Source organism: Vibrio sp. 10N.239.312.D08, from assembly GCF_041466145.1.
GTDB classification, from domain to species: domain Bacteria; phylum Pseudomonadota; class Gammaproteobacteria; order Enterobacterales; family Vibrionaceae; genus Vibrio; species Vibrio crassostreae_C.
Map to the genome: position 1 here is coordinate 299207 of NZ_JBFSSD010000001.1, position 18378 is coordinate 317584.

The following is an 18378-nucleotide window of genomic DNA, read 5'->3' on the forward strand; positions in this document are numbered from 1 at the left end:
AAGTGCAACTTAGCATTTTTTTATACAGTGATTATTGGGAATACCGTAAAAGCTTCTTTTGCGTGCGTTAGGGAAATATAATTTCCTTATAAACATTATTATTATTGATAAATTCCCTCTAAAACTGAGCGCACACCTGTGTTCATAAATATGTCTAAATTTGGACTCAGTTAGGTTTTTTGATTTTTTTTTTAAAAGATTCATATTCTAGATGGAAATCAGCTTAATTTTGTATATTATGTCATACATTAATCACCTTGTTACCATACTTGGTGATTTATAGAATTAGAGAGCTTGATACTCTGTTGTTACTTTTTTGTTACGTATCGAGGCATACCGAACAATTAAATGTGATGTATTTAACAGACTAGATTTCACTACGCACTCAGAGTGAAATAGATATGGCGTTCCTTATACATTTGCGCGACAGAGTGATCTTGATCAAAAAAAGTTGGCTTAAAAAATAGAGTTGTTATTAGGATGAGTAGTGTGATACAGGCCGGCCTTGCCGGATTATGGAGGCAACTCAAAAAAGAGTTGAATGACGTGTCATTGGCGACCATAGAGGACGTTAATTTCACACAGCTTCGAGACTTAAGAAATGCTTCCGCAAAGAAAAGGAACTTTCCTGGCATCGTGTCGAGCAAAATCGCGAAGGTGATACTCCGCCTCATGGATGAAATTGGGATGGATCTTTACGCCCATAATTTCTACGCTTGCCTAAATTCCCCTGAGCAGTTACTTGTACAGGCTACTCAATACTTACGTCCAAACCACCAGTTTTCCGATAACCATGAGTATAATTACGCGCAAGCCCTGTTGTTTATCGACTCTGTTGATCATATTGATTATTCTGAATCACTTTCAAATTCTCTAAAAGGTCTGCGCTATTTTTGTAAGGCGTTTGACGAATCTACTCGCGTAAGCGTTACTGAGACCATTATCTCTACTCTATCGAATTCCAACGCTCTTCCATTCTTGTTGGTACCGCCTGTAAGAAACGACATTCTCATTTGCTTCCCTTCTGAGGGCGAGTTCCGCATCTCTCAAACGTTAGATTGCGACTGCTTGTTAGACCAACTCAGTATTTGTGGTGCGGTTATTGTCGAACGTAAACAGAATCCACTTAGCGATCTTCCACAACCTGTTAATCATTATTACGTGTATAAGGATATGGAAACGAACAAAATCATTGCTGCAGATGAAGAAACCCGTTGGTGGTTTGGTAGCATCCCTGAGAAGGTACCTACCCTCCACATCCTGCAGAATTGTTAGCATTTTGTTTGTGTATAAAAAAAACGGTCTATGACCGTTTTTTTGTTTAGTACAATACGCTTGTACTTATTGCCTTTTCTACATCTTCGGCTTCGTTCAGTAGGAAGTCTGCCTTGACTGAACACCCTTCGTAATGGAGCTTATCGTAAAGTGATTTACCCATTTCTTCATCGATTTCTACCGCTGTGTTATGATTTCGAACAAAGTTCAGAAATAGAGATGGCGGGAAAATAACACATTCATAAAGCGTCTTGATGTTTGCCGCATTTAATAGCGCTTTTTCTTCATCACTTAGTGAAGCTAAATCAGCAACTTTAATCTTGCGTGCATTTTGTACTGCTTTGATCATGTTTGGGTTGGTTTGAGATATTCGTTTTTCGAACTCGGCTTTTAGTTGTTTATCAAGTTCTACTGGGTAATCACCCGCATGATCAACACCTTCAGGGTTCACAGGGCACAACCAATCCGATACGTGCACTTTGTAGAGAACGCCACTTGAAATCTCAACCTGCAATTGAAAATCTGTGTCGATGAAGCCCGAGTACATAGAACCGTCGTCAATAGAAGCAATACGCGATACGTCGTCAGTTTCGATAATGCGATACTTCTGCAATCCGAGTTTGCCTTTTACCCACTTACTTAAAGGAATATAACCAACAGTTTCGTTCTTGAGTTTTGCTAACTGAGTGGTCTTTTCATTAAGTATGTCTCTGTTCGCTTTGCGTTCAGTTTCTAGGGCTGACTTTTTGGTGTTTGCCAAATCAAGCTTTTTATTTAGATCCACAATTGTTGCTTGCATTAGACCGGGATTTTTATCGCGAAGTGCCTTTAGTTCTTTAGCATCACGCGTTGATTGGTTCTCTGTTTCAAGTAACTTTTGTTCAGAATTGGCAAGGTCAGTTTTAAGCTTTTGAACTTGTTCATTTGCCTCGCTTAGCTCAATAGCAGTACGATTGTTGTCTTGCACTTTCTTAGTTAAAGCAACTTTCAAGTCATTTACTTTTGTTGAGAACTCAATATTTCTAATTTCTAGCTTTGATAGAGCTGTATCGTGCTCATTTGCTTGTTCCTGGAATAAAGCGTGTAGTTCCTTACACAAACTCTCAACCTTAGTCTGAGTAAATTTAGCAGCATCACTATTGCCAGCAGCAATGAATTGATGATAGACGCTAAAGTTAGCTTCAATTTCTTGGAATCGTTTCGTTATCTGATTTGATGTAGTCATGTATTATCGCTAATTGGTTTGTACTTCGAAAGTTATTCTACCCCAAAAAACTCAATCGTTTGGTAGAGTGCAGCGGTGATCAGCTTTGTCTGGGTGCATTCATGTTATTATACTTAAAAGTGTGTGTGTCACACACCAAAACCGCACGTTAATTGGACTAATTTTTATGAACACCTCTAAAACTACATCCGTTCGTTTCAGCCTGCCCTTCCTAGAATTTATCAAAAGTTTTTCTGCGAAGAAGTCCAGTACAACTCTAATTCGCAACTTAGTTGAATCAATCTCTAGTAATGAGCTAGCGCTGCGTACTGACCTAAGTAATGCCTTACAGGAGTCTACTCAAGCAAAACTAAATAGATTGGAGATTCTTTCGAGAAAAGAGCTCGGCAGCATCGATCTTAACGACGTTGCTTTTGTCCTTATTTGCTGTCACAGGGCCTATTTAAGAGCAAAGGGTGTGACTCTTATTAAGTCTACCTATATCAAGTCGATTGTATCTATCGTGCGTGAGTTAATTCCTATGTTCAAAGTTAATGGCAATATCGATGTCAACCAGATCTATATCGACCTAGGTTTTGAGCAAGGTAAGGGTATAGATGAGCAATTTGACGCTCTACAAATGTTACCTTATTACAGCACTGAACTAGGGGAAATGCAGTTCTTATGTCATGTTACAGATCATATTCATTTAATTTCTTCTACCAATAATGTTTCCAAAGAGCTTACTGATCGTCTAAAATCAGTTATCCCAGTCGCCGTTCTCGGCATTATTTCTGATGCAAATATTTCTGATCGCTTATCTGCTGTAGGCTCTAAACTTTTTGCTCCGAATGCCCGAGTTACGCTCGACATGCACGAATACATTAACAACCCTGATAATTCGCTTTACGTTTTACCTGATGGTCGTGAGTTAAAATTTACCATAGGTCACACCGGTATGATTCAAGCGGTTTTGAGGAGTAGCGACTCTCGTTTTGAAATGACTTTCACAACTATATCGACGATTGAACTAATCGACTTCGCTATAGCAAATGACAATGCCAAGTCAGGTTTAAATACGATGCGGGGTCGCGACTTATCATTGTCAGCGCAAGCTGATACGTTGACGATGAAAGTGTGTAATGTATCGATTTTAATACCTCTTGAGATTGCCTTACATATGTTTGCTTTCATCAAGAACTTAAGTAATCACGTAAATTTTTATGAGTACATTACTTATTCCAAACGTACTCTCGGAGATCTCTGAAATGGAACATGAGCAGGCCCAGAAGCTTTTAAGTGATTTACACATAAAGTTTCCGTTTCTAGCGTCAAAGGTAGTCCCTTTAGCACATGGTTGTGGCGATAACATACGAAATGCTTTGGTCAAACTAGGCCACGACCGTAAATTGGTCGATCAATTCACAAATGACTATTTTTTTAGGACTGAGTATCGCGTATCTATCATTAACGCAATAGATGACCCAGAAAGACGTCGTTTCAATCTTGATGGTTCAGTTTCAGATTCAAAAGTTTCAGAACGTGACCTGTATGCTTTAGCGTTCGTTCGAAAAGTCTACCTAGATACTAATATTTCACCTGCAGCTAAAGCGTACTGTCGTAAAGAACAGGGTAAGGCTCTTGATAAAAAACAAAAGCTAAAGTCTCATACTCGAGAGCTTTGTCAGCTCGGTTTTTCTCATGTTTTCATTCTTTCAAAGCTAGGGAAGAAAGTGGATTCATATCTAGTATCTTGTGATCTCTCTTCTTTTAAAGATACCGACGTTGAGAGTGCTCGCAAACTTGGTACACAGTCTAGTCAATACTCAAAGAAAAAGATTCGAGTAATTCAAGATAAGCTTATGAGCCAAGGCGTGCCTGTTCAGCTGATAAATCTTGCATCAGGAGAATATCACGACTACATCTATTCACGGTTGTTTACTCACCCAAAACAAAGACAACAAAAGAAATCGAAAAAGAGCAAATCTTCGAGTGATCGCCGCACACGAAATGGTGGAGTTAGCAATACAGGCAACAGAAAACGAGCAAGCGAGGTAGCATGAAGATTAAAAAGAGTAACTTGATAGCCGGGTTCGGCATTGCGGCCTGTGCTGCAGTTGTATTTTCAGTAATCAACACTAGTGATGAGGCGATTACTGACCCAGGTCCCGTAGATTCCGTCTACGTTAAATCAGATTCAGAATCATCAACGGTTGCCGCCTTTTCTAACCTTAAGCACCAGTTTGTTTACGATAAGGCTGCATTCAGCACTTTTTCTGAATTTGTTATCTATGGTCTATCAGAGCAGGATATTGAGGTTGCTAACGCCCTTTATAATGATTACAAACATCTTAACAACCTGAAACTAGCAACTGAATTCAAAATCCCCTCCGACTCAATTGTAGGTTCGGAGCTACGAGAAGAACACAAATCGTTTGTTAGCGCATACAACAAAGAGTACACCAAGGCAAAAGAGGTCCTAACTGTCCAGATGGCAGACTCCCAGAAGAAAGTGGATACTATGCAGGTTGAACGTGGAGAGTTAATTGAAAATCAGTATGAGCATTTGAATTACACCGGTGTTATCAAAGACCAGATAGACTCTAGAGTGATGGATGACCAAGCCACTGACGCTGAAATTAATGCGTTGCGCAGTGAGTTAGCAAGCGCTACTGCAAAGGCTGATTTAGAGGTTGGTGATATTGAAGAAATCAACAACAAGCTACTGTTCATTGAATCAGAACTCCAAGTTATGTCATCTGATTTAAAGAACTGGGAGAATGACTCAGAAGGTATGATTGACTCCCTAGCCTTTATGAATGTGCTTGAGCAATTTAAAGCTATTTCATCTGTATCTTTTGACGCCTTCAATGAATCGTTTATGAAGTTACTATCGAATGCACCTCGTACAGACCTCAGCGACGATGTAGCTAACGTATTATCGCCTACAACTTCATTATTCTTTATTGCTTACAAAGACAAAGATGGCGCTCAGTTTTATCAGCTGGTAGATGCTAAAGGGTTGAATTTTGATGAGTCGGTGACGGTACATCTGGATTTTTCTCAATCTATCAAAGTTGAAAGCTCTAAACACATGGGCATTCGCGCTCTAGCATCTTTATAGAGTGGATGTAAAAGCGGCTTACCATCCTGACTAGATTAGCAAGCCGTTTCTAGAATGCCGCACATAAATAATCATGTGGGAACGAAATATTCCTATGGCATTGTTCTTTTCAAATTGTTGTAAAGGTAGGTATTTCTATAAGTCACTTTTGCGTGATTTAGCAACTATACCTCTAGCAATATAACTATACAAGGTATGTACCAATGTATAAGTTTTTACTTCTATCTACTTTAATCATCATACCTGCCCAAGCAGCGAATACTGAACCACCTAGTTTACCGAGCCCAAAACAACTCAAATCAATGTTCAATGCAAAAGAAGATCTTGGTTGCCTTCCGCTCATAGAAGAAGGAAATACTTATCATAAATGCTTAGAGAGTAGCCGTATTGCCTTAAACAGCAATTCATACAACCTAGATTACGAAACCTTTACTCTAGGTCAGCTCAAGTTACTGGCAACGCGTTCTCCAATCAATTCAAAACGAATGCAAAATGCTAAATACGTTCTTCGTTCTATCGGGCATCCGATTAATTAACTTTTGTTGGGAATGGCGTTAGCGTCATTTATTCCCATCATTAGATCGGATATCATAACGTTTGTTCACCCCATGAACGACCTTCCAGATTAAGAGACAATATGATTTACGATACTCTAACCGAGCTAGCAGCTATTTACGGCCGAGTCAGCTTCGTACAAGCGCATAACGGCGATTATGAGCTTGAAATTAATGGCAAACTTGCGATTATTCTGAACGATAAAGTTCTTATGACTGTTTGCCACAGTGGTTGTTCTGATGTGTATAGAACGAAAGGGCTTTACTTCCACAAGCATGAGTTGAAATCTGACCGTGACTATTTGCTTGGTTTGGTAAATCGAGCATACAAGCAGAGCCGTTTAGATGGAGTTTCACATGCAGCCTAACATATCCGTTGCTTCGTTGGATTTTCACTACTTAACCTGTCCTTCAAGAAAACTCAGACGTCAAATCCGAAACTGTTTCGGCATATTAGGGATTTCGTACATTGCGATTTATGGCTTTAACAACTTCCATCGTTCTGACTATGTTGAGCCAAATGTAGATTCTTCTACGAGTTCTGCAGATAAAAGCCAAGGTGTTAAGGTTACTACTGATACCATTCAGTTTACTGACCTTGTTGTACCAGATTCAACACTGGAGAAATCACAACAACTTGTCTCTAAGATGAAGAATGACTTAATCAGCAAAAATGCTGAAATACAACGCCTTAAAGCTGCTTTAGAGGCATCTCAGGGCAAAAATGAAGAATTACAACAACTCAACGAAACACAACGTCATTTGAATGATGAGCTTATTCAGAGGGTGGCTGAGTTTAAATCTGGCGCGGTATACCTAAATGACAAATATGGGGATTTTGCTTATGCGTTTAATCTCGAAGGTGCTGAGGTTGTACCGTTATTACGCGGAATTAATGGAGGCAAATTACAACTAGCAGCTCTTCATTCTATGTCACAGCACATCCCGTTTGGTACCGTATTTGATAGACCATATAGGATTTCTTCACGGTTCGGGGCTCGTAATATTAAAAACCATCCAGGTGCTTCAAAAAACCATAAAGGCATTGATTTTCCTGTCATGACGGGGACCGCCCTTTACGCCCCTGCTGATGGTTATGCAGAGGTTGTTCGGCCCTCGAAGAGCAAAAAAGGTAGTGGTAATTTCATTCGACTAGAACACGGTTTTGGTTTCGAGAGTTCGTATTCTCACTTGTCAAAATTCACCGTTAAGTCAGGTGAGTTCGTTCAAAAAGGCGATCTGATAGGTTATTCGGGTAACACAGGCTATACCACTGGCCCACACCTTCATTATGAGATTAAGTATCGCGGCCGACACATAGATCCTGCCCCTTTGTTTAGTTACGAACCTGGCACTGATATTTCCATTTTACGTGATACTTCATCTGTGGATTGGGATGGTTTACTATCCATCTACAGTGACAACGCTTTGATGTCAGCAGTCATTTTAAGACCATAAAAAAACCTCGCACTATTGTGCGAGGCTTTTCCTTTATTCGCTTCCACATGTGATTTCTCGCAACGATTTTTTGTAGGCTTTATATACCGCATAAAGCCGCCATCTTTTCGTTGTTGCGCAAAATACTGATCCAAGCAAGCTGATTGCGGCAAAATCCAATAAGCCGGCCTTCCAGTAACAAAAAGCTATGATCGATAAACGAGGAAGCTAAACACAGTCCAAATCATGAAATCATTGAATACTTGTTTTAGATAGTTTTCTTTAACTTCAGCTCTAAGACTAGCTAATGTAGTCTTCATATGTTTACCCCAGATGACATTTCTTACGGTTTTCCGGAAGACTTGATGTTGGTAGTTGTCGCAAAGACCCAAGATTTAAGTTAAAACCTATGGTGCTCTCTATTTGCCCAATCGAAGTCATGTATTTAATTGCCTCTGATTCTACCATTTCATCTGTATTTGGGAACATCCAAGCATAATATCCACCCTGCCCTGTTACGATAATTTTCCAAAAAAGATCCGGGGTCTTCACGCTATGGCCACGAAGGAAGTAATCATTAGTGTCATCGTTAAATGCAACGCCACCAGCAACTAAGATGTCTGACTGTTCTCTCAAACATTCTTGATACTCTTCTGTAACTAACCAAGCACCTCGATTAAATTCTGAAGCCTGGGGTACGATATTGGTCATGTAAAATGACTCTTCCATTGTGTGTCGTGAATTATCCATCGCATTGGCCCCAACTAAATGGCCGCGATGATAAATCGTTCCTTTCTTACTACCGTATCCTTTGGTTCTTGTTTGTTGGCAATATCGCGGCACTTTTGGGTCAAAATCAAAGTTGTCCGAACGTGGTTCACTCCAGACATCTTTACCTAGCCTAAACTGAAACATTAGTGGCGCACGAGCAACGCAGTCCATAACCAACGTATAACCATCATGTTTAACTGTAATGTATCGCTCTGGGACCTGTTCTGCATTCACTGAGCCACCAGCACACAATGCTGCTGCAAGAATGCAAGCAGTTGAAATTTTTTTCATACCAAATCCTTAATGTATGATGTCTATCTGTAACAGATCCCCACTCATAACGTTGGTCTGTTGTAGTTTGCTATTTAAAGAAATCAACTCATCATAGTCTAGCCCTAACATTTGCGGAATCTCTACCTTAAGAAACAAACCGCTACGGAATAGTTTTTCTACTTCAATTACGTGCCTTTTGAAGTGGTTAAGACCTTCAGCCTTTAAAAATTCTTCAAGGTCATTATTGTTTGCAATGCACTCTACTAACTTAACCAGTTTCTTATTATCTTGTTCTTTGTTTTTAATCATTTTACAACCATGATGAAAATGTTTGACGGAGAAGTGTTTTTCGAGCGTACTGTTTAGGCCAAGTTGATTTTACATTACCTCTTGAACAGTTCGCTACCTTCTCCATAGTTTCGATATTGACAAATAAAATTTCGTACTCGGCGCCACGTGTGACTACAACGAATCCACCTAATAATGCACCACGATTATCGAAATCTTGTACCATTACGTGTGGGATCTTTGTGTCTTCTTCGAAAACGATACGGTCATTTGAGTAGATTAAATCCGCTTCTAGTTTTGTTACTCTCTCTTGAGAGGTATTCGTGATCCCAGAGAATGCTATTTCTCTCATTCCTTGGTACATCAAGTCAATTTCAGCCGTGTGCACCTTGTCCTTGAGAATCGTTATGTATGTGTACTCTTTTGACTTTGAAAGTGACACGTCATACTTAGAGGACGCCATTAACGCTTTTGCGATACTGAATGGCTTACATTTTTGAAGGTCTGGTGTGCTTGCTAAAAGCATCAACATATTTTCGCCCTCTTCACGAGCCTTCTCTTCGCTAGTAAAGAAAGTCATGGCATAAGCTACGACTTTAGATAGTTTGGTTAAAGAGTCTCCTTGGTCACTACACAAATTTAGAAATGGTTGTAGCATTTGCTTTGTGTTGTCGATTCTTGTTAAAGGTTCTTTCTCCATACTAACCGGCGACATCTCTTGTGAATACCAGTCTTTTTCCGCCTGATTGATGGCCGACTTCATTAGCATCTTTGCAGGCCACATTTGGTGAATTTCCGTTGTTTCAGCCATATTCTTTAGCTGATCTAATTCGGTCTTATTCACGAAATTAACGATCACCTCACCACATGGCCGAGTGGTCACACAGTAAGCACCTTGTACTGCACCTCGGTCATTTAAAGCCGCTAATTGTGGATACCGGTGGTCAGGTGCCATGTTTTTGCCATTGTAAGTAAAATCATCTTTCTCACAGACTAGAGCTGGCTGGACAGTTTTAACTAAACCATTTAGCTTTGCCAAATAAACCTTACCTTTGTAGTTTAGGTCTATGTTCAAGTTGTACTTACCTGTTCGACGGTCAAAACGTACTTTAAAATAAGCAGTAGTTAGGAATGGGTCGAAGCTGCCTTGGATATTTGCTAATGAATACAATCCCTGGCGCACTGAGTTCAAATCTGCATTTAGGGGAGCATATGGATCATTGAGCCCCCCATCGGCACGATAGCTGTCTGCAGTAGCACCACACATAAAGAAGAAAAGTTCACGTAGCCCTTCGTTATGGTCATCCCAATAGCGAGCACAATCGAGTACCGTTTTGATATAAACATCACTAGCTGGGAAGAAAGCTTTCCAGATTTCTAGCTCGTTTGTTATTTTATCATGTGTAGCCTGAACACTCATAAGAACCTCGTGCTTTGAATCTGCTTGTGCTATGCATTACCTTTTAATTCGATTTAATAATACACATCTCAAAGCCAAGACCTATCGTTCTCACTGACGATCAGTATTCACAGTTATAAGTACACCTTAAGTCTCTGTTTTGTTGTTATAAAATATTTCTCATGATGTGTTTACTTTTCAATGTGACCTATTGAGTTTGTTCTTCTTTTGAGCACCATGATATCGCCCTTTAGAAAAGGGTGACTTTTGTTATAATTGTATTTGAGAATTGTTTTTTACTTAGATAGATCTATTGAAGACTTTCCCTTCGTTAAACTTATAAATCTCGGTAAGATGTGGTACTTTTACCACTCAATGCTAAAGCTACTTACTCATGTATAAAACTATTAAGGTTTTTCACTTTGAGTGAAACATTCACATTTTAAGTGTTCTCGTATACCTGATGTAAGAATCTAAGCAGTTCCTAACTTATAGCAGAATTTACTTTCATTCCTCTTGCTCGGAAATACTCCTAAAGTGTATTTCATTGTTTAGTCGAAAACAGCTTGATACGACGACAAGGACTGTTCACCATAGCGAAATCGTTCTCTACTAATTTGGAGGTTTCAGAGGGCCTTACAAGCTATCAATTGAACATCTATTATCATTAATTCATGATTTAAGGGCATAATATTGAACCAACGATTCACTTCTCTAATCACCGATTCTGGCAATGTTTTTGTTATGTGTTGTTTTGACGCTCAAATGGAGCATATCAAGGTCTCTGCTGGTAAATCAGAGTCGTTCGTTTTGGAACGCTATAAATGGCATATCGTCGGTGAGCTTTCTTTCACTCAGACGATTGTTGTGAATAGGTTAGATTTAAATTCTCCTATTCAGAGCAAGCTCATTAAGCTGCACATAGAGAAAGTTTTGAGAGATGCTTTTTGCTCTGTCGTCCCATCATTTAACTGTTCTGTATTGAAGTCACTAGCTGAGGGCATCTTAGAAGATGCTTGCTTTTCGAAGAGTGATAATGTGTACGAACACAGTATTGGGAATGCTGAGGTGGTCTATAGCTAATTGAGTAATTTACAACTAGCTATTTACTTTTGCGAATCGTTTAATCTCTGAAGACATTCACTATTGATCCCAACATGATCTGCCAACCAGTGTAATAATATTCAACGATACCTTTTACTAAATCGTTTATCGTGCATCTATACCAAATGCATAGCGCAACTGTTGAAAACACTATTGTACATAAACTTGCAACTAAAGTTCCCCCCTGACTGAAAGGCAGCGAAATTAGGTATAGTGTGCTAAACAGAGCAAACATAACTCGTGTTTTGGCAAATTGATAGGAATGTTTTTTTATCACTGATCTTCCTTATATGACTCTCTTATTTCTACTTGTTCAATGATTTTATCACTTAAACGTTAGTTGTATCTAAACTTTTACGATTACACCGCCAAACATGTGCTTGTTTAATGAACAGCAATAGTCAATATCACTTAACACATTAGCAACATCAAACATCTAATCTTGAAGTTTTTTAGAATACAATTACTTATTGAGAATTTATTATAAAGTTCGAAATTTACGTTTTTCGTAATTTTACCGTTTATTTGATCGAGCAATGTGTTTAAATTTTCCTTCCAAGTCACAAATTATTATGTGCGACATCACATATAGAGTCTTTAGACTAGAAAACCTGTATCATTGATTTCTATATTTATTGTGTCTACAAATGTTGATTCAAAGAGGTTGTTTTGAGTATGTTACTAAGTGAGGTTTTGGAGGATGGCTTGCGCAATCCCCTTGCCTTTAACTTTATGAGTGAAAAACGTCAACTGCCAGCAAGTTTACTTCGTAAAGTTAACCGGGTTACACCTGTAACGGTCGAAACAACTCGAGTAATGTTTGGATCAGAGTTTATCGAAATTGCATTCATCACATCTGGAATGGCAGAAGTAGATAGTTTGTTGTTCGATGCAAAATCAAGAAAACATGTTTCGCGGAAGCACCGGTAATAGACAATAAAGAGGTGGATTGGTGAACTACTGCACTATCAAGTCCCAAGCGTCTCAGGACTCCAATTTGAGGTAGCGCGAGGTAGCGACCTAAGTCGTTCTCTCTTATTGATATAGTTTTATTAATGGCGCCTTATGATTAGGTTCTTACAACCTCTTCTCCTTTGTATTGCCTAAAGAACCTTAATCTAGGCTCATTCCTATTTGTAACCCAAAATGCAAAAGCTGCCAAAACTACATGGATGAGTATAGAAACTACTGCTTCGCTGAGCATTTTCATATTTTCAAAGTTATAGTTGTAATGCTCATAACCCAGGACAGATGCACCAATGGCATATTTTAAACCTACACATACCAGTATTACTGGCATAGAAAACAACAGAATCTTAAGTGAACGTATGCCACTGTTTGCTATCGGTAGAAAAATTATCAACATGTAAACTAGGCCATCGCCTAAAACAGCTCGCGCAAGTTCTAAGTCAATCGTTAAGTTGTGCAACCCAATGATTGAAGCCCAATATAGTAAATGGAATGTCGTCATGTACATTAAGTACGGCGGTAGGAATTTTTTTAAAGTCATGCTTGCATCACCTTGTTGTAAACGTACTGAAAACATAATGCACCGCCACTAGTAAAGGCATAACACTGGCAATTCATTTGTTTATGAACCATCTTAATCACCTCAATGAGTATTGGATTTTAGTATCTTTGTAAGAGCGTTTAACCTTACAGCTACTCCACCAGCGACAAATAAAGGTAGAGAAACAAACATCAATGATAAGAATAATGCCGCATACCAAACTGCAGCTATACTATAAGTAATCATCTGGTTCCCTTCATCGTTATGAACTCTTCAGCACTAACGATAGATCCTCTCCAATCTGACGCACATACAGCATAATTATCGAGTTCAGGGTAATCTGAATCAACAACATGACCGACCCCTATGTACGGTAATAAGTCGTTATTGATTGGTTTATGTTCACTTATTACTGCAGCTATTTCTTCTTTGCTAACTTGCCACCAGACAACTTCACCATCATACGATTGTGTAGCACTCAAAGCGCTCTCAGGCCACTTGCCATAATAATCGACTAAGAGCTCGGTTAGGCTTGAATCCACTACTGGTGCCTCTACAGGCTTATCTAGGTTTATTTCAATATGTTCTGTCATTGGAGCCCCATCATGTAATCACGTAATTTATCGGCGTATAACTCTAATCGTCCAGGTATGTAGGCTTTTACTTCGACGAGCTGTTTTGAATAGAACTTCTCTTTCATTTCAGGAATTAATCGATTCTTGCGTTCTACGTAGTCTTCATTGTCGGTACCCATAACCTCTATGATTTCTCGGTATGCTTGTTTTCCGTTTACCTTATGAGTCAAGATGAAGTCAGGTAGAACTTGCTCCCCGTCTTTGCTTGGTTTTGGTATCAGGGGTTTTTGGAGGCTCCAGTAGTCATTCTTACTTCGGTCAGAGTATTCGTTGATATTGTAAATAAGCGCCAATGCCATGTTTCGCTCATGGTTTGAATCTATCAGCATAGGCACTTCTCTTGAAACGATAGGCTTTACACAAGCGGTGTGCCTAAACAGATCACCGTCATCCTCAACAACTGACGATAAAACTAAATAGGGGCCAGAAGTTCCTTTTCTACCCGGTCGGATGATCCTTTCATAGAAAGCTGGCTCACCATCAAATAGGAGTTCGCTGAAGTTTTCTTCTATTGTGTCTACCATCTCAATTAGGAAAACATGCCTCCGACCAGCGCCTTTCCACTGTTTAGAATGCAGGGAATTTTGAGCGTATTGCTCACCTTGCTTTCCGTAATAAATGAAATGATCGAGGGTGCTAGCACCGAACTTAATATTGGCCGCTGATTCTCTCAGGCGTGCAAAAGTTCTAAGCTCACCTTTCTTCTTGTTGAATGGAAGCTTCTGGAATGGTTTTGTATAGGTGTGCATGAAAGCTTCTGAGCACAATTGGTTCATCAATCTGAGGAGCTTAGGCTGCGGCTTCTGTTTGGATAAATCGGAGGTGTTGCGTATTACGTTCTGTTCAGAAGAATCGGTCGATCTGATATCAGCGTGATAGCAAAAAGTCAGTATTTCCTTGAACTCTGCGTCTCCACCAAACTCTCTATCAGATATCTCACCACTTATGTCCGTGTAGAACTTGCACTGCTTGTTGTGACGACCTTCCACTGGATGATTTACGATTGTGTAGCGTCCCGACTGTAAATAACGCACAAACATACGGGCCCCACTACAGCCGCATCTTATATCATGATTTGCCTCATAGATGGCTTGTAGCTTCTTTTGAGTAGCGGTGTGGTTACGTTTCTCAGGAACTGCCCACCAAACATTAGGCATTTCACGTAATGGTTTTGTACTTAAGTCTGCTCCTTTGGCGTGCAGAGTCCAGCTCGGAGTCATCACAAGTCCTTTTTAAGATGTATATGTCAAAGAAGGGGTAGGTGAACAATTTTACATCAAATTCAAGTCAAAGACTTCTATCTTGCTCATGTTCATTCATTTTGTTCAGACTCTTGTCGAAAATAGGGATAAAAAAAAGGCCAGCAAAATTGCTAGCCTAGTTAACGGTGCTGAGTTTATTTAGCCCAGGTTCCTTTTATCGGAAGAATCGGCTTGTAAAGAGCCTTAAGTTCTTCATAAGTGTTTTCGTCAACATCGAATGTAGGAAGTTCATCTAGTGTCGCAAAGTCCCATCGTTCTGAGATGTGGCGGTTAAACGTTTCGAGTTGATAGTCATTTAACTCTGCTTTCATGCTTAGGAATTCAGCATCTTGTGGTAAAACATTGTCATCGCCCCAGTCTGGTGCAATGTAGCATTTCGCATGAAGACCAATCTTCAAACCTACTGAAAGAAACTCAACAAAGCGATTGTAGTCATCTTTGTATTCATCGGCTTCATCCGTCTCGTACTCGTAGCGATAGATGACTGTGCCTGATTCATAATTCATCTCATGGTAAAGACCATGTGTGTCAGCTAAGTGCTTAACTGAGGTCATTAGAATATCTGTCGCGTTCTTTAGTAAGTCAAAGTTACTTTCTTCCGATGTTGCATTGGTGCTCTTAGCCACTTCTGAAGTCATTTGTACCACTGATAGATACAAGGCAAATTGCGTCGGTGCAGGTGATGTAAAAACGGCTTTATCCATGTAAACGGCCTTTCTTTCTGAATTGAACTGAATGTAGGTTTAAGCAACTAGTTAGATTGCCTGCTCCTTTTTTGCTGATGAATGGTTATCAATGGGTTAGAGTCGTACCTCGCAATATAAGGCAACATCCCTTGACCAAGGCCTAAATGTCGTTCTCATTATCTTATCGGTTCCCAAAACATCGGCTTAAGCTAATTGTAAGCCGATGCATAAAAGGATACTACTTAATTTCGATATTGAGTCTCTTCATATTAACCAAGAACCTTATAGACTTCATTTCAACCATTAACGATCAGGAAGGCAGATTATCAACATACTGACGTTATTCTGTGTATCTGTACCTCTTATAGCAGTCCAGACAAAGGCGAGCTTTTTAATGAACAGATCTTGCATTCCGGTATAGGATTGCCCATGTCTTTAGTGTTTCGATTGGGTAGTTCTTGGCTTTCTGTATCATTTCGTCCGCCGTACCAGCAAGACCAATTACAGAATTCCCTAGATTGATCAACTTTGCTTCTATACCGCCATCGGCTATTGCTTTTGTAACAAATTCTTGGTCTTTGCACTGACCTGTAGAAATCACATTGCCTTGGAATTCATTACAAACTAGGGAAATCAGTTCTGAATTTTCTTCTGGTATGATGAAAGTGTATTCTTCACCATCGGTGTATATCGATTTATTATGCATCCCAGATATATAGCTCAACGCATTTTCGTAATTACTTTCTGGTACTTGTACGAACGATGATGGATACACAGCAAACGACTTCTCATATTGAATTGTCTTTCCATTGCCAAGGTTTCTTGAAAGTTTAATTGTATTATTCATTTTTATGTTATCTATGCAGCAAGACCTGGCATCTTTGGAGCCCGGCTATCAATAAAAGTTCCAATTTCTAAGAAGATTCCCTTTCGGGCTACTTCTTTGAGTACATGGTGTGATGCTCCTTCCATAGAACGATTGATGATTAAGTTCCCTCCATCGTCAAATTGACTATGAACATAAATAGTCGATATAGCAAGCTTCCTATTCAATCTAAGTATATTTGAAAAGGCTGTGTTGCATTTATTTTTCTCGGATGTCTCTATCAGTAGCACAATAGGTTTTAGAGTATTGTGCATTTCATTCATCTGACTTTGACAAGCAAGAATCTGTAGACCCATTGTTACTAAGAACTCTGTATTTGACCCCATAAAGTCGTTCGTTGAGATTGTTGTGTTTTTCAACGAGTAAATTGATGGCTTAGATTCATCAAATACCAATTCTATCTCTGGAAAGCAGCTTCTTAAATGCTTAGATAGTACATTTTGGTGTTCGTCCGTACTTTCGCTCATTGCATTAATGAGTTCCTTTGTCGTATGGATCTTTTGGTTACGAATGTACTTCTCTGTAATGGCCACCGGATTAAATTGACGCAAATGTGATTTGAGTACGTCTAATGCAACACCTTTGCACTCATGCAAGGCTATTTCAATTAACGCGTCCACATAGGAATTTATAAAACCATACTCATTAAAGTCGCTCCCCTTCCATTTAGTGATCAAAGGTAAGGGGTCCATATTGAATAGGCATTTACCATTGGCGGTAACCTGTAGTGCTTTCTCTTCAAGGTGTTCGTAGTTCTGCACCGGGACAAATACAAGGCTTCTAATGCTGAAATCTACAGTATTTTGATGTATGAACTGTTCGAGCATGCCGCGTAATTTGCCACCAGCGTTCTTCGATGGCATCGCGCTAACATTGAAATTGCTGTCGGAATGGAATGGTGACCATTCTACATTCTCATTGTATCGTGCTTTAAAACAAATCGGCTTCATATCCTCAAAGGCTTTGGGCAATGTATCTTCAACGTATGGATACAATGGTACAAACCAATTTTCAGCCAAGGCTGAATACTTTGTCTCAGATGAATGTTTGTATGCTCTCACCTCGCTATTGAAGTCATCAATACGCCCTTTTACATACGAGGTAAATTTCTTAAAATGACACTTAAGCCCTGATTTATCTGGAGTTTGTTCCACCAGCTCATTTAAAGCAGCAGACTCTCTTAACAGTTCCAGATTGGATGCGAGAATATCCTCATCATGATTGTGTATAGTGACATTTATTTCAACATCATATATGTCATCTAACTCTAAATAGTACGAACAACATAGGTTTCGAAGAACTTTATTTTTCTTTCTTGCATGGTGAGTTTTAGGTTTCAATGTCACCCCGAAAGTAACAATCTCAGCATCTATGCTGTCAGTAAGTTTGAAGTTAATACGCTCATTAAATTTTTCAAAGCTCACTCCAGTAAAAGTCACCTTCTGTGAGAACAACTCACTGTCATTTAAATGATTTACTACATCAGACTTTTTATGACAGGGTTCTGCTTGTTGCCAATGCGTTAGACCCCTCAATATCGGGTTTTCCATTTCACTCTTATAGAAGCATGACGTTTCATAGTTACCATTACTGGCTTTTACGCGTACTTGTGAAAAATTATGTAATGGTCCATTTACTAGATCATCTACTTTTGGCCGGCATGACAGGTATGACAAAGTTTCGGCAACGAAACCTGAAAACCTTGATGGCTCAATCAAGTTCAACACGAACTCATATCCTCGGAGTTATAACGTAGCAAAATTTTGTAGTTCAGCGCGTTGGAGGTACATGTTGTACCTAAAAGCTGATAAGAAGAAACCGAATTATATATGATAAGCCGTTCTTAATAAATTATATGGAGAAGAAAATTTGCTTTTTTTGTGAGTATTTAGGCCATTACTGTTCACATCACGAACGACGTTCATACTATGAACACCCCAAATATGAAGTGATCATTGCAGGGTTGAGAT

General features: G+C 39.3%; 18 protein-coding genes. 8 read left to right on the plus strand and 10 right to left on the minus strand.

All coding sequences use genetic code 11. The features are described from left to right. Positions 1-672: 672 nt before the first annotated feature. A complete protein-coding gene (locus AB6D58_RS01615; RefSeq protein ID WP_372156334.1) occupies positions 673-1275 on the plus strand; it encodes a hypothetical protein in 603 nt (200 codons plus the stop codon). Positions 1276-1321: 46 nt separating this feature from the next. On the opposite strand, the gene AB6D58_RS01620 is transcribed toward AB6D58_RS01615, so the two are convergent. Next, the gene (locus AB6D58_RS01620; protein ID WP_372156335.1) at positions 1322-2500 is read right to left on the minus strand and encodes a hypothetical protein; all 1179 of its coding nucleotides are present in this window, start codon (positions 2498-2500) and stop codon (positions 1322-1324) included. A gap of 166 nt (positions 2501-2666) precedes the next feature. Between AB6D58_RS01620 and AB6D58_RS01625 the strand changes: the two genes are divergently transcribed. From AB6D58_RS01625 to AB6D58_RS01650, 6 genes are all read left to right on the plus strand, one after another. Then, positions 2667-3746 (plus strand): hypothetical protein, encoded by a 1080-nt coding sequence (locus tag AB6D58_RS01625; RefSeq protein WP_372156337.1) that lies wholly within the window; start codon positions 2667-2669, stop codon positions 3744-3746. Position 3747: 1 nt separating this feature from the next. Next, the gene (locus AB6D58_RS01630) at positions 3748-4542 is read left to right on the plus strand and encodes a hypothetical protein (RefSeq protein ID WP_372156339.1); all 795 of its coding nucleotides are present in this window, start codon (positions 3748-3750) and stop codon (positions 4540-4542) included. After that, positions 4539-5603, plus strand: a complete 1065-nt coding sequence (locus AB6D58_RS01635; protein ID WP_372156341.1) for a hypothetical protein — start codon at positions 4539-4541, stop codon at positions 5601-5603. Before AB6D58_RS01630 ends, AB6D58_RS01635 begins: the two co-directional genes overlap by 4 nt. Before the next feature lie 203 nt (positions 5604-5806). Continuing rightward, on the plus strand, positions 5807-6139 hold the full coding sequence (locus AB6D58_RS01640) for a hypothetical protein (RefSeq protein ID WP_372156343.1): 333 nt from the start codon (positions 5807-5809) through the stop codon (positions 6137-6139). A gap of 101 nt (positions 6140-6240) precedes the next feature. After that, entirely contained in the window at positions 6241-6525 is a 285-nt protein-coding gene (locus AB6D58_RS01645; protein ID WP_372156345.1) for a hypothetical protein, read from the plus strand. Next, entirely contained in the window at positions 6515-7615 is a 1101-nt protein-coding gene (locus tag AB6D58_RS01650) for a peptidoglycan DD-metalloendopeptidase family protein (RefSeq protein ID WP_372156347.1), read from the plus strand. The genes AB6D58_RS01645 and AB6D58_RS01650 overlap by 11 nt, the downstream gene beginning before the upstream one ends. A 303-nt stretch (positions 7616-7918) precedes the next feature. Here AB6D58_RS01650 and AB6D58_RS01655 read toward each other — a convergent pair whose 3' ends face one another. From AB6D58_RS01655 to AB6D58_RS01665, 3 genes are read right to left on the minus strand one after another with little or no spacing between them, the layout of a single operon-like run. Beyond that, positions 7919-8656 (minus strand): DNA/RNA non-specific endonuclease, encoded by a 738-nt coding sequence (locus tag AB6D58_RS01655; protein ID WP_372156349.1) that lies wholly within the window; start codon positions 8654-8656, stop codon positions 7919-7921. Between the two features lie 9 nt (positions 8657-8665). Continuing rightward, a complete protein-coding gene (locus AB6D58_RS01660; RefSeq protein WP_372156351.1) occupies positions 8666-8947 on the minus strand; it encodes a hypothetical protein in 282 nt (93 codons plus the stop codon). Between the two features lies 1 nt (position 8948). Next, positions 8949-10346, minus strand: a complete 1398-nt coding sequence (locus AB6D58_RS01665) for a recombinase RecT (protein WP_372156352.1) — start codon at positions 10344-10346, stop codon at positions 8949-8951. 1752 nt (positions 10347-12098) lie between these two features. Between AB6D58_RS01665 and AB6D58_RS01670 the strand changes: the two genes are divergently transcribed. After that, positions 12099-12359 (plus strand): hypothetical protein, encoded by a 261-nt coding sequence (locus AB6D58_RS01670; RefSeq protein WP_372156353.1) that lies wholly within the window; start codon positions 12099-12101, stop codon positions 12357-12359. Between the two features lie 139 nt (positions 12360-12498). Here the strand turns inward: AB6D58_RS01670 and AB6D58_RS01675 are convergent, their stop codons facing one another. The 6 genes from AB6D58_RS01675 to AB6D58_RS01700 all read right to left on the minus strand — a co-directional run bounded on the left by AB6D58_RS01675 (position 12499) and on the right by AB6D58_RS01700 (position 18135). Continuing rightward, a complete protein-coding gene (locus tag AB6D58_RS01675; RefSeq protein WP_372156354.1) occupies positions 12499-12975 on the minus strand; it encodes a hypothetical protein in 477 nt (158 codons plus the stop codon). Positions 12976-13181: 206 nt separating this feature from the next. Beyond that, positions 13182-13532, minus strand: coding sequence for a hypothetical protein (locus AB6D58_RS01680; RefSeq protein WP_372156355.1), 351 nt, complete (start codon positions 13530-13532; stop codon positions 13182-13184). Beyond that, complete coding sequence (locus AB6D58_RS01685) at positions 13529-14794, minus strand: hypothetical protein (protein WP_372156357.1); 1266 nt, start codon at positions 14792-14794, stop codon at positions 13529-13531. Before AB6D58_RS01685 ends, AB6D58_RS01680 begins: the two co-directional genes overlap by 4 nt. Positions 14795-14970: 176 nt before the next feature. Next, positions 14971-15540 (minus strand): hypothetical protein, encoded by a 570-nt coding sequence (locus tag AB6D58_RS01690; protein ID WP_372156359.1) that lies wholly within the window; start codon positions 15538-15540, stop codon positions 14971-14973. A 373-nt stretch (positions 15541-15913) separates the two neighbouring features. Then, on the minus strand, positions 15914-16369 hold the full coding sequence (locus tag AB6D58_RS01695; protein WP_372156360.1) for a hypothetical protein: 456 nt from the start codon (positions 16367-16369) through the stop codon (positions 15914-15916). Between the two features lie 11 nt (positions 16370-16380). Beyond that, positions 16381-18135 carry a hypothetical protein gene (locus AB6D58_RS01700; RefSeq protein ID WP_372156362.1) on the minus strand — a complete coding sequence of 585 codons (1755 nt, stop codon included), beginning with the start codon at positions 18133-18135 and terminating at the stop codon, positions 16381-16383. Positions 18136-18378: the final 243 nt, after the last annotated feature.

Excerpts from the sequence above, each read along its gene's own strand:
- AB6D58_RS01615 (WP_372156334.1), top strand. The coding sequence starts at position 673 with ATGGATGAAATTGGGATGGATCTTTACGCCCATAATTTCTACGCTTGC.
- AB6D58_RS01620 (WP_372156335.1), bottom strand. The coding sequence starts at position 2,500 with ATGACTACATCAAATCAGATAACGAAACGATTCCAAGAAATTGAAGCT.
- AB6D58_RS01625 (WP_372156337.1), top strand. The coding sequence starts at position 2,667 with ATGAACACCTCTAAAACTACATCCGTTCGTTTCAGCCTGCCCTTCCTA.
- AB6D58_RS01630 (WP_372156339.1), top strand. The coding sequence starts at position 3,748 with ATGGAACATGAGCAGGCCCAGAAGCTTTTAAGTGATTTACACATAAAG.
- AB6D58_RS01635 (WP_372156341.1), top strand. The coding sequence starts at position 4,539 with ATGAAGATTAAAAAGAGTAACTTGATAGCCGGGTTCGGCATTGCGGCC.
- AB6D58_RS01640 (WP_372156343.1), top strand. The coding sequence starts at position 5,807 with ATGTATAAGTTTTTACTTCTATCTACTTTAATCATCATACCTGCCCAA.
- AB6D58_RS01645 (WP_372156345.1), top strand. The coding sequence starts at position 6,241 with ATGATTTACGATACTCTAACCGAGCTAGCAGCTATTTACGGCCGAGTC.
- AB6D58_RS01650 (WP_372156347.1), top strand. The coding sequence starts at position 6,515 with ATGCAGCCTAACATATCCGTTGCTTCGTTGGATTTTCACTACTTAACC.
- AB6D58_RS01655 (WP_372156349.1), bottom strand. The coding sequence starts at position 8,656 with ATGAAAAAAATTTCAACTGCTTGCATTCTTGCAGCAGCATTGTGTGCT.
- AB6D58_RS01660 (WP_372156351.1), bottom strand. The coding sequence starts at position 8,947 with ATGATTAAAAACAAAGAACAAGATAATAAGAAACTGGTTAAGTTAGTA.
- AB6D58_RS01665 (WP_372156352.1), bottom strand. The coding sequence starts at position 10,346 with ATGAGTGTTCAGGCTACACATGATAAAATAACAAACGAGCTAGAAATC.
- AB6D58_RS01675 (WP_372156354.1), bottom strand. The coding sequence starts at position 12,975 with ATGTTTTCAGTACGTTTACAACAAGGTGATGCAAGCATGACTTTAAAA.
- AB6D58_RS01680 (WP_372156355.1), bottom strand. The coding sequence starts at position 13,532 with ATGACAGAACATATTGAAATAAACCTAGATAAGCCTGTAGAGGCACCA.
- AB6D58_RS01685 (WP_372156357.1), bottom strand. The coding sequence starts at position 14,794 with ATGACTCCGAGCTGGACTCTGCACGCCAAAGGAGCAGACTTAAGTACA.
- AB6D58_RS01690 (WP_372156359.1), bottom strand. The coding sequence starts at position 15,540 with ATGGATAAAGCCGTTTTTACATCACCTGCACCGACGCAATTTGCCTTG.
- AB6D58_RS01695 (WP_372156360.1), bottom strand. The coding sequence starts at position 16,369 with ATGAATAATACAATTAAACTTTCAAGAAACCTTGGCAATGGAAAGACA.